The sequence below is a fragment of the Bradyrhizobium sp. UFLA05-125 genome (assembly GCF_059803515.1).
This window is the reverse complement of the sequence record NZ_JBANBJ010000027.1, coordinates 93,003-103,721: the sequence shown is the minus strand read 5'-3', so window position 1 is coordinate 103,721 and position 10,719 is coordinate 93,003. Positions and strand designations below refer to the sequence as shown.

Below are 10,719 nucleotides of genomic sequence, written 5' to 3'. Positions count from 1 at the left end.
CGTTCCTTCGAAGCGGACTGTCGATCCGAAAGGGCCAGGCGGCCGCCTCTCTGATGACAACCCGATTCATCCTATGCAGTGAAAATCGGGCGTCTATGACGCCAGTCCCCGTTTTCCGGCTATTGCGGGCTCGTCACCGCGAATGCCGACGCATCGCTGAAACATGGTCTTGTTCTGTAGCGGAGAATATCGACTCGTGACGCGAGGAAGCTGACAGGGATGCAGGCGGTTGACCTTGCAAACCACGAAGTGAGGGCCGCTACGCTGGGAGCATTGCCGTATGGCGATCGTGATATGCTCGGCCCGCTCACAGCGGGTAGCCGTTCGATACCCGCAGGCGGACGCGACAGCTTCGAGCGATGTCGTTCGTGACGTTGAGAGCTGACCGCCCGTAGAAACGTATCCTTCGTTGTCCAACACCACGTGGATGAGATTTTCGGGGCTGGCATAGCCAATTGTTGATAGGATCCCCATGTGCATCAGCGCGCCGCCGTCTCCATCCAATGCCAGAACCGGCCGGTTAGGCGAGGCCAGCGCAAGCCCTGCCGCAACCGCGCTGCAATGCCCTAGGGAGCCCTGCATGTAGAAATTCAGAGGACGATCTTGGACACGGAACAGCTCACGAGAGATGAATCCGGTCGTAGAGACAATGAGAGTGTCAGTCTTGAGCTGGTCGCAAACCAGCTCAATGGCGTGCCCGACACTGACCCCGTAATGGATTGCATCAGCCTGTCTCTTGGCCGCGCCACAGACGGATAGCTGGCCTTGCCGAAAGAGCAACGCAAATGGCGCGGCGCGATGAAACGCATCGTTACCGCGCTCGAGCGCGCGATCCAAGCCTGACTCGGTCCCATCGAAGTCACACCATTCAACAGAGAGCTCGTTCAGAAGAACTTTCGTCTTAGCACCCATGATCGCGTGTTGTGGCTCGTCGGCAGATTCTTCGGGGTGGCCGCGAACGGATAAGAGAAGCAGGAGCGGAATTTTGTTGACCATCAATAGAGATGTCAGCGGATTGATGATATTGCCGAGCCCTGAATTTTGAAGCGCAACGACTCCTCGGCGACCTGAGAGCACCGCGCCGGCAGCTAGCGCAACTGCGCTACCTTCATTGGCGGCAGGAAAGGTCAGGAATTCAGAAGCTTCAGCCACTTGATCAAATAAATCGCCAAAGTTGGAACAAGGCACGCCAGCAAAAACACTGTATCCCGCCGCGCGCATCTTCGACAACAGAACGCGGGTTGGAATAGACATCTCGTGCTCACGCGATTCATGACCGGTGGAATAGGTCGTTTCCCCAAAGCGGTCAGGCGTTCTTTTTCGCGACGATGAGACTGCGGTTGCAGATGGATTTGTGGTAGTCGATCTCTTGGAAGCCGGCGTTCTCGAGCATGGTCCGCATGTCCTCAAAGGTGTAACAGCAGCCCTCGTAGCCTGTCGTAAGCAGCACGGAGTATTCTGCTTCGGCAGCGGGGGACGGGCGCCCCCCGCGATCGTCAGGGTGACAGCTGTAAATTGCGATGCGACCACCGGAGGCAATACTGTCAAAAGATTTAGTCAGGAGCAGATGGACCTTGTCTGGTCCCCAATTGTGAAGGACATGCGAATAGAGGTGGAGGCTAGCATCCCGGGGCAGTGGATCGACGAACATGTCGCCAGCTATGACATGGGCCCGACCCGGGTATAAATTGCGGTCTGTGAGACATGTCCTTGCAAGCTGATCAACGGGCGGACGCTCAAAGATCGTTGCCGAGAGTGAAGAATAGCGCATCAACAAGTGCGCGGAATAGATGCCAGATCCTCCAGCTATATCGAGTACATTAGTATCATTCGTACAATCGAGCAGCTTCGCGAGGTGCGGAGCAAAGATCCGTCCGCGCTCCTCCATCCCGCGCGTGTTCAGATCGGCAAACTCGTCGGTCTGCATTAGCGCGTCCCAGGTCTTGGTTTCGCCGCACTCGACGTGCCAGGTGTCAGAACCATCCTGTCGTAAGATCTCATAAAGTTCCCGAACGGAAGGCTTATACTTCATGGTTGCAATATACGAGGCGACGTTGTCCGCGGAATTGCCGCTCAGATACTGAACGGCTGTGGCCGTTGCGTGCAGCCGGCCGGATTCGTTGGAGATGAGGCCCCACGATTCGAAGAGTCGAACCATGGTGCGCGTTGGCCGCTCGCGGAGAGAGAAATGAAGTCGTAGTTCCTCCTCCGTTACCGGATGACCATCCAGATAAGTAAAGAGATCAAGCCATGAGACTGCGGCGATATAGAGATCAGCGGCATAGGAGCTGTCGCGCCACTTGATGATTTGTGCAATATCGGGAAAATAGACAGGGGCGGCTTCAGCGATATCGCCGCGTGACGTCAGTGCAGACGATTGCATTGCCGCAAGTCCTTCTCAGAACGATTTGTATCAATGGATGAGCTATTGCTGAAGCTCGGCGAGCTCTGGTGCGATGTTCAGCCAGCAATCAGTGACACATGCCTGTCATCTAGATCAATTGCTAGTGTTGGTAGTTGACCGGTTCCAAATGTTGCATGCCGCACGATGTTGTAGGAGTGGCGGCCCCGACAATCCCATGCCGTGCGATTATTCGTGAGAGGCGTTGCCCAAGACGCGGCAATGCGGAGCACTTCTTCACATGCTTAGCGCTGATACGAGCGCGACGCTTACTCTCTGGTACGATACTTGCTGTTCTCCTCGCTGGGGCCTCAACGGCACGCAGGAGGAGAAATGACCCAGCCCACGATCAGGCCCAATGGTGGTAAGGGCGCGCCTGCGACAGCGAAATTCGACGCTGTTGTCATCGGAGCAGGCATTGCCGGCCTTTATCAACTCTACCGTCTGCGAGAGCTCGGGCTGAGCGTCAGGGCGATCGACGCGGCCTCCGGTGTCGGCGGCACCTGGTATTGGAACCGATATCCTGGTGCGCGCGTCGATTCAGAAGGCTACATCTATCAATACCTTTTCTCGGAAAATCTCTATCAAGGATGGAGCTGGAGCGAAAGGTTTCCGAGCCAACCGGAAATCGAACGCTGGCTGAATTACGTAGCGGACGAGCTTGATCTGCGCCGAGACATTCAGTTCAACACGACGGTCAAGAGCGCTCATTTCAATGAAACGGCGGAACGATGGGTGGTCACGACCGACAAAGGTGATGTGATAGACGCCCAGTTTCTCATCACTTGTTGTGGCATGCTCTCGGCGCCCCATGTATCCTTCCCGGGGCAGGAGACCTTCAAGGGCCAGGTGTTTCATACGGCGCGATGGCCGCATCAGCTGGTCGACCTCGCTGGCAAGTGTGTGGGCGTGGTTGGTATCGGAGCGACGGGGATCCAAGTCATTCCGACGATCGCGGAACAGGTTGGCCATCTCAAGGTGTTCGTCCGCACGCCGCAATACATCATCCCTATGAAGAACCCCAAGTACGCGGCCGCGGACGTCGATGCCTACAAGTCAAAGTTCAAAGTCCTTGCCGAGCGGCTGCCGCGTACCTTCACGGGCTTCGAGTATGACTTTGAATACGCCTGGGCGGATCTACCGCCTCAACAGCGCCGCAAGGTGATGGAGGATTGCTGGAACGATGGTTCTGTAAAGTTGTGGATTTCATCCTTCGTTGAGCTGTTCTTCGATGAAACGATCAACGGGGAGATCTCCGAATTCGTGCGCGCGAAAATGCGCGAGCGCCTTAGGGATCCTAAGCTGTGCGACCTACTGATCCCAAGCGAATACGGATTCGGCACCCATCGGGTACCTTTGGAGCAGAATTTCCTCGAGGCGTTCCATCGACCCAATGTGGAGATTGTCAGTGTCAAGACTAACGCAATCGAGCGCATGACGGCCGAAGGCATCCAGACGGCGGACGGCACGCTTCACCCGCTTGACGTTATCATCCTGGCGACCGGATTCGACGCGGGAACGGGCGCTTTGACCCGTATCGACATCCGCGGTCGCGACGGACGTTCACTGAAGGAAGAATGGGGCAGAGACATTCGGACCACTATGGGGTTGCAGGTGCACGGCTATCCCAATCTCTTCACGACCGCGGTGCCGCTTGCTCCCTCGGCAGCGCTTTGCAACATGACCACCTGCCTGCAGCAGCAGGTCGAGTGGATAACCGGATGCATCAGCTATCTCCGTGGCAAGAACCTGAACGTAATCGAGCCCACCAAAGAGGTGGAAGAAAAGTGGGTGGCGCATCATGATGAGACTGCCAATGAGATGTTACTCGCCAAGACCAATTCTTGGTACTTGGGATCGAACGTCGAAGGGAAACCGCGCCGGGTGCTCTCCTACACCGGCGGGGTAGGCAGCTATCGACAAAAATGCGACGAGGTCGCCGCAAGCGGCTATCAGGGCTTTGCTATGCACTAGCTCCATACTTAAGACGAATCGGATGCGAGCAACTGCGAGAGTTCCCGATTGATGGCCTCTTATCTGGGAAAATGGAGCCGTGATGGGAGTGCTGTCAGATCTTCGGGTCGTCGAGATTGGCAGTTCGGCGGCAACTAGCTATTGCGCGCGATTGTTGGCCGACTTCGGCGCGGATGTTCAGAAGGTCGAACCGCCGGCGGGCGATCCACTTCGCGACTGTGCGCCGCTCACTCCGATGGGGCAGAGCGCTTGGTTCGCGTTCCTGAACTTCAACAAGTCAAGCACGATCATCGACCCCGCTGCCCCGAATGCGATCGCCCGGCTGACAGCGATGACCGAAAACTGCGATATACTCATTGACGGCAGGGACGTTGATGCAGCGGATTGCCCACCCATTGACATCGCCGCGATCCGCCAGCGGCGATCCAGATTGATCTGCCTCGAAGCGAGCTGGTTCGGCAGCGAGGGTCCTTATGCAGGATTTGCCGCAACCGATGCCACGATCCGCGCGCTCGCCGGCCTCGTCAAGCTGGTCGGACCGGTCGAGGGCCCGCCGTTGCACGCACCGGATTTCCAGACCGGTATCCTCGGCGGTTTGTGGGGGTTCATCGCCGCGGCTTCTTCGGCGGTTGCGCGAACGAAGGGTGAAGCAGGGGCGTCGTGGTCGGTCAGTATCTTCGAATCGAGCCTGGCTCTTAGCGAATATCTCATGTTCGAGGCATCGGCGCGCGGCGAGGTCATGCGCCGGATTGGCGTTAATCGCTTCTGGCCGGTTTTTCCGGGCGGCATTTACGAGACCAGGAAAGGATGGCTCGGTGTGACGACGTTCACACCGGCACAATGGCGCGCATTCTGCGATATGCTTGGGCTGTCCGAACTGCGCGACAATCCGGCTCTGGTCCTCGGCGAAGAGCGCTTGAAGCACATTGAGAGGATCGAACAACAGTTCGTGCCGAGGCTGAAAGCGCGGACAGCGCAGGAGTGGTTTGCGGAGGGACGCAAGCGGAAGATCCCGATCGTGCCAGTACCCGATATGTCCGATCTGCTGCGCGATACCGAAAAAAAGGTGCGCGGCGCAATCGTGCCCGTCGTCCTTGGCCAAGAAGAAGGCATGACCGCTGGATCGATGCAGCGGCTGACCATGACGCCGCCGCGACGAGGCGGCAAGGTTCCGGAACCGGGCGAGCAGCAAACTTTTGCGGACATCCAAAAGCAGCGATCCTTGGCTATGTCGCAGACGTCCAGGTGCGTTGATGCCGGACGGCAGCCCTTGCGTGGGATCCGCGTCATTGACTTCACGATGGGCTGGGCAGGTCCCTTGTGCACGCGCACTCTGGCTGATCTTGGTGCTGACGTCATCAAGATCGAGTCCACCAAGTACCCCGATTGGTGGCGCGGTGTTGACCGACGGCCTGCTTATGTCGACGCTCACATGTACGAAAAGACGGCAGCCTTCTGCGTTATGAACCGCAACAAGCGAGGCATCACGCTCGATCTCACGCAGCCCCAAGGTCTCGCTCTTGCCAAGCGCCTTCTGGCGGGAGCCGACGTCGTCGTAGACAATTATTCGGTTGACGTGCTGCCAAAGCTCGGGCTTGGCTACGAGGTGCTTCGAACGCTCAATCCTCGGCTTGTCATGTTGTCGATGTCAGCTTTTGGAGCAAACAGCCTCAATCGCGATTGTCGGGCCTACGGCTCGACCCTCGAGCAGGGCTCTGGGCTGCCGATCGTAGTCGGAAATCCGGACGGCCCCCCCGTGATGAGCCACGTTGCCTTTGGGGATGCCGTCGGTGGGTTAAACGGCTGCGCAGCGGTTCTGGTCGCGCTGGTTCACGCCCGCAATACCGGGCTAGGACAGTTCATTGACCTTGCGCAAATTGAATGCATGATGCCGTTTGCGGCGCCTTGGATCACCGTTCAATCGATCGGCGGCGTGCCGCCACCTAGGTATGGTACTCGACATCCGCAGTTCGTGCCGCATGGCTGCTTCCGGTGCGCAGGTGAGGACAGCTGGGTCATGGTAGCGGTGAGCGACCAGACCATGTGGCAGAGGCTTGCCATTATCATTGGACGGGCAGACTGGGCGAAAGACGCATCGCTGCAATCTGGGGAAGCTCGCCGCGGCATCGAGGATGAGATAGAGAAGGTCATCGAGGCCTGGACGCTCACCCGCGATGCCGAGCAGGCGATGTCGATGTTGCAGGCGGAGGGAATTGCGGCTGGCGTCGCCCGGCAGCCAACTGACCTGCTTACGGACCCGCACCTCGGGTCGCGTCCATTTCTGCAGAAGGTGGAACGTGCGTTCACCGGCGTGCATCTACAGCCGTCAATGCCGATTCGGGCTGGTTCTCGGCCTCTTGCGATCCGCATGGCAGCGCCAACTCTCGGAGAGCACAACAGCGAGATCCTAACAGGACTTCTAGGGCTCTCCGGCACCGAGATCGCGCAATTGGCGTCGAAGGGCATCATCGGGACGTCGATGGTCGCCGTGCGGAGCTAGCAAAAAAGCTAACAAGCGTCCTGAACATAACAGTCGACCGCAACGACGCACATTGCCAACGTCCGCTTTTTTCGTTCGAGGTGGAGGTGCCGATCGGTGAGGGTTACCCGCCGGCCTTCTCTAGCTCGCGGAGGACGAGTCGTCCGGTGTCAGATCCGCGACAATTTCGACATTGAGCTCTTCCTAGCGTCGAAGGTCTTGGTCTTCGGCCTTGGAGTTCTTGGTCATTTGCAACTCCCCGTTCGATGTGCCGCAAGCGGCAGGACCGGCCAGGAGACAAGATAGTTGGATTTCGGTCGTTGCCGACATGCGATTGGTCCGAAGAATATCAGCGCAGAGAGCGCCCGGAATGCGACCACGGGGCTTTGGCTTACCCGGTAATGCGCACTCGCCCCGTTTGTCGGACGGTTATAGCCGAGCCGAACGGATGCTGATGGCCTTTCTTGCGTTGGAGGAAGGAAAAATCGGCACGCACAATATCTGCCAACGTCACGGCCAGCCGTACGCTGCTTCGAGCGAAGAAGCTCTCCATCCCCATGGCCTATTGGTAGGGAAATCCAATCTTCATCGTTCCGGTCGAGCTCCTTCAATCCGCAAGGTGGGCAGCTGCCAGGAACCACAATGAAAGTTAATGCCAGCGCCCGCTGGCAAGTTGAGCGTCGTCAAGAGAGGGAAGAGGACGGCCGGCTTGAACAGCTCAGAGCCGACGAAGAGTGGAAGTTCAATATTCGCGAGAAGTTTTGCGGTTTCAATGGAATAGATCACGTCCTGCGAGGCCCGCTGCGTGGCGCCTTTCATCCAGACCTGAAGAAAACGGATCTGATCGGTTGCGGAGTTCGTGGAAGTGACTTTCCCGAAGAGCTCCATCGCCTGTGTTGATTCGGTTTGAATTCGTTCCTGCCAATGACAATAGATATCGAAAGCTCTTTTCGAGAACTCCGTCTGCGTCTCGATGGCTCGCTTGGCAAAGTCCTGAAATGCGCCTGTAGCAATGCCTATGTCATCGTTGAGTCCACCTTCCTTCGTCATCACCATCTCCTGTTGTTGTGATTGCTAGCGCCGGCGCTCGAATCGTCCAGGATGAGAAAGGGCCACGCCGCGCGGTGCGCTCTCAGGCGCGCGGCAACATGGCGGGAGAACTGGACGTGCCGCCTCGTTCAGCTTGGCGTCGCGCCAAGCACTGCTGCCGATATGACAGAGGACGGCACCAGCATGGCTTTCGTTGATCAATTGGGCTGGCCTCATCTGGACACTTGGGAAGACTGTAGGAGCGCTCGGCGCCATCAACTCTAATCCATCGCAGCAATCGCTGTGCCACTAGCGAGGTTGCGCGCGACCCTCTGTGAAGAAAAAACCACCTGTTTTGGAGCCAGCGCTGCTGGAGACCCTCGTCAGGCTGGACATCCGTGTCTTCAACCGGACAGAGGTGACGATCCTAAATGACGCGACCTCCTGGACCGTGATATTCGTACCGATGGGGTACTGCCCAGCTCCCGTCCTTTCGGTTCTGCGAACGCCCTTGTGCGGGCGCCTGTCTAGGGCAGAACGTCACCCCGGGCTTATCGACCTACTCATGAAGTTGCGGGGCCGTTGCGGCAGACTGATATTGCTCGCGATGCAGTCAACTACCAATCTTGTCGATTGATGGAGAGGACGAACACATGGCTATCGTGACCGATAGACGATCAAGCGAATCACGGAACGGAGCCAAAAAGAATGAAAGAAATGCTGCTGGGCATAGTTGCCCTGATCGCGATGGCCGCTTCAGTCTCCGCCGCTGATCTGACGGTGCGGCCCCACGTCAAGGCGCTCGCAACGGTCACTCGGATCTACGATTGGACCGGCTTCTACACCGGCATTGATGGAGGTGGAGGCTCCGCGCATCAGTGCTGGGACGTCGTCAATGCTGGCGGCTTGGTCGTCGCTCCGCCGCTCATCATGGGATGCCATAGTGCAACAGGAGGCAGCGCCGGCGGTCAAATCGGCTATCGATGGCAGGCGGCGAACTGGGTGTTCGGCCTTGAGGCGCAGGGCAACTGGGCCGATTTCAAGGGCTCCAACGCCAACCTCGCCTTCGCAGGTGTCAAAGATGAATCAAAAATTAATGCATTTGGCCTGTTCACGGGTCAGGTCGGCTATGCCTGGAATAACGTGCTGCTCTATATGAAGGGTGGCGCTGCAGCCGTCCGCGACAAATACCGGGTCTTCGATCTTGCGACCGAGCTGACAATCGATAGTGGCAGCGAAACTCGTTGGGGTGGTGCGGTTGGCGCGGGCGTTGAATTCGGCTTCGCTCCGAATTGGTCCATCGGCGTTGAGTACGACCACTTGTTCATGGGCCGTCGGGATGTGGACTTCTTTTTCTCAAGCGGTTTCACAGGCGCTCCAGTGGGCGCTCGTGCAGGGTCCGCCCGTATCGGTCAAGACGTTGACATCGGGTTGGTTCGCGTGAACTACCGCTGGAGTGACGGGGCCCGCAATTTTGACCTTCGCAAGTAAGGACGCCTCCATCGCGCAGCAGCGCCAATGCCACGTGGCGTGTCGTGGGAGCAGTCAAACGACCATCTGCCGCAAGAATGGTTTGGTGGTTGCTCGACCCTTGCTCCACTGCTTACCGTGCAGATCTGCCTGATTTGTCCGCAGTAGAGTGCGTGCACGCGAGATGCTTCGGCGTATCCACACTAATTATCGAGAGCGCGTACCCTATCCGTTGCCAGCACAAGTCAGATTCGGATCGGCAATCGCTGTTGCGGCTTGGAAGGCGATCATAAGCCAAGCATATGCGACACCTCAGCCGTGAGGGAGAATACCATGACCGACGCTAATGCGGTCAAATCGCAACTCTCGTCCGACCGGCCGATCGCAGGTCGTCGGATATTCTTTCTCGAGGTGAGCACCAACCGTATTCAAGCCATGAATCCAGATGGTTCCGATCGAAAAGTTATTGTTACGGATTGTCAGCTTCCTGACGGAATCGCCATCGATGTCGGCGCGGGTCACATCTATTGGACCAATATGGGCTCCGGTGTTGCCGTGAACGATGGCTCCATCGAGCGCGCCGATATCGATGGAAGTGCTCGCAAAGTCGTCGTTCCGCGCGGCGCCACATTCACGCCGAAGCAGATTCAGCTCGATCAAAGAGGTGGCAAGCTGTACTGGTCTGACCGCGAAGGGATGCGGGTTATGCGGTGCAATCTCGATGGCTCTGCAATAGAGACGCTCATCGAGGCGGGCCGCGGTGACGTGGACCGGCGCGATCCGACCAGATGGTGCATTGGCGTCACCATCGACACCGAGCGTCGCCAGATTTACTGGACGCAAAAGGGTCCGGACAATGGCGGCCTGGGCCGAATCTTCCGCGCCAACATCGACATACCGGAGGGTGAGAGCCCAGCAAACCGCTCCGATATCGAGCTATTGTTCGATGGCTTGCCGGAACCAATTCACCTCGAATTCGATCTCGCGCACCGCGTCCTCTACTGGACGGACCGCGGCGACCCTCCGCGTGGCAACACAGCCAATCGCGCAAGTGTCGACACGAAGACGGAGCCGGAAATTCTGATCACTCATCTGATGGAGGGTATAGGCATCGCACTCGACGTTCCCGGCAACGAGATGTTCATCACCGACCTCGCCGGCTCGATCTATTCCGCCGATCTTGATGGAGGGAATAAACGCAATGTCCTTTGGTCCCAGGGCAATTTCACGGGCATCGCGTATGCCGAAATCGAACCCAATAGGGAAACGGATTGACCGGAACAATGCCGATTTCGGCAAAACGCCGTGGTTGCCGCTCACCTATCGACGCGAGCTGGACGGCACCCACCTATGACTTAAGCCCTCG

At 57.8% G+C, this 10,719-nt stretch carries 7 protein-coding genes; 4 read left to right on the top strand and 3 right to left on the bottom strand.

Annotated features, from left to right (window positions below):
• Positions 1-93 precede the first annotated feature (93 nt).
• Complete coding sequence (gene aepY / locus SO156_RS23415; protein WP_498536400.1) at positions 94-1,254, bottom strand: phosphonopyruvate decarboxylase; 1,161 nt, start codon at positions 1,252-1,254, stop codon at positions 94-96.
• A 52-nt stretch (positions 1,255-1,306) separates the two neighbouring features.
• Positions 1,307-2,383 carry a methyltransferase gene (locus tag SO156_RS23410; RefSeq protein ID WP_498536399.1) on the bottom strand — a complete coding sequence of 359 codons (1,077 nt, stop codon included), beginning with the start codon at positions 2,381-2,383 and terminating at the stop codon, positions 1,307-1,309.
• Between the two features lie 351 nt (positions 2,384-2,734).
• Here SO156_RS23410 and SO156_RS23405 point away from each other — a divergent pair, with 351 nt between their 5' ends.
• Both SO156_RS23405 and SO156_RS23400 read left to right on the top strand, forming a co-directional pair.
• Positions 2,735-4,375, top strand: a complete 1,641-nt coding sequence (locus tag SO156_RS23405) for a flavin-containing monooxygenase (protein ID WP_498536398.1) — start codon at positions 2,735-2,737, stop codon at positions 4,373-4,375.
• A gap of 82 nt (positions 4,376-4,457) precedes the next feature.
• On the top strand, positions 4,458-6,875 hold the full coding sequence (locus SO156_RS23400; RefSeq protein ID WP_498536397.1) for a CaiB/BaiF CoA-transferase family protein: 2,418 nt from the start codon (positions 4,458-4,460) through the stop codon (positions 6,873-6,875).
• 564 nt (positions 6,876-7,439) lie between these two features.
• On the opposite strand, the gene SO156_RS23395 is transcribed toward SO156_RS23400, so the two are convergent.
• Positions 7,440-7,904 (bottom strand): hypothetical protein, encoded by a 465-nt coding sequence (locus tag SO156_RS23395; RefSeq protein WP_498536396.1) that lies wholly within the window; start codon positions 7,902-7,904, stop codon positions 7,440-7,442.
• 687 nt (positions 7,905-8,591) lie between these two features.
• On the opposite strand from SO156_RS23395, the gene SO156_RS23390 reads away from it, so the two are divergent.
• Positions 8,592-9,374, top strand: a complete 783-nt coding sequence (locus SO156_RS23390; protein ID WP_498536395.1) for an outer membrane protein — start codon at positions 8,592-8,594, stop codon at positions 9,372-9,374.
• 312 nt (positions 9,375-9,686) lie between these two features.
• On the top strand, positions 9,687-10,628 hold the full coding sequence (locus SO156_RS23385; protein ID WP_498536394.1) for a 3-hydroxyacyl-CoA dehydrogenase: 942 nt from the start codon (positions 9,687-9,689) through the stop codon (positions 10,626-10,628).
• Positions 10,629-10,719: the final 91 nt, after the last annotated feature.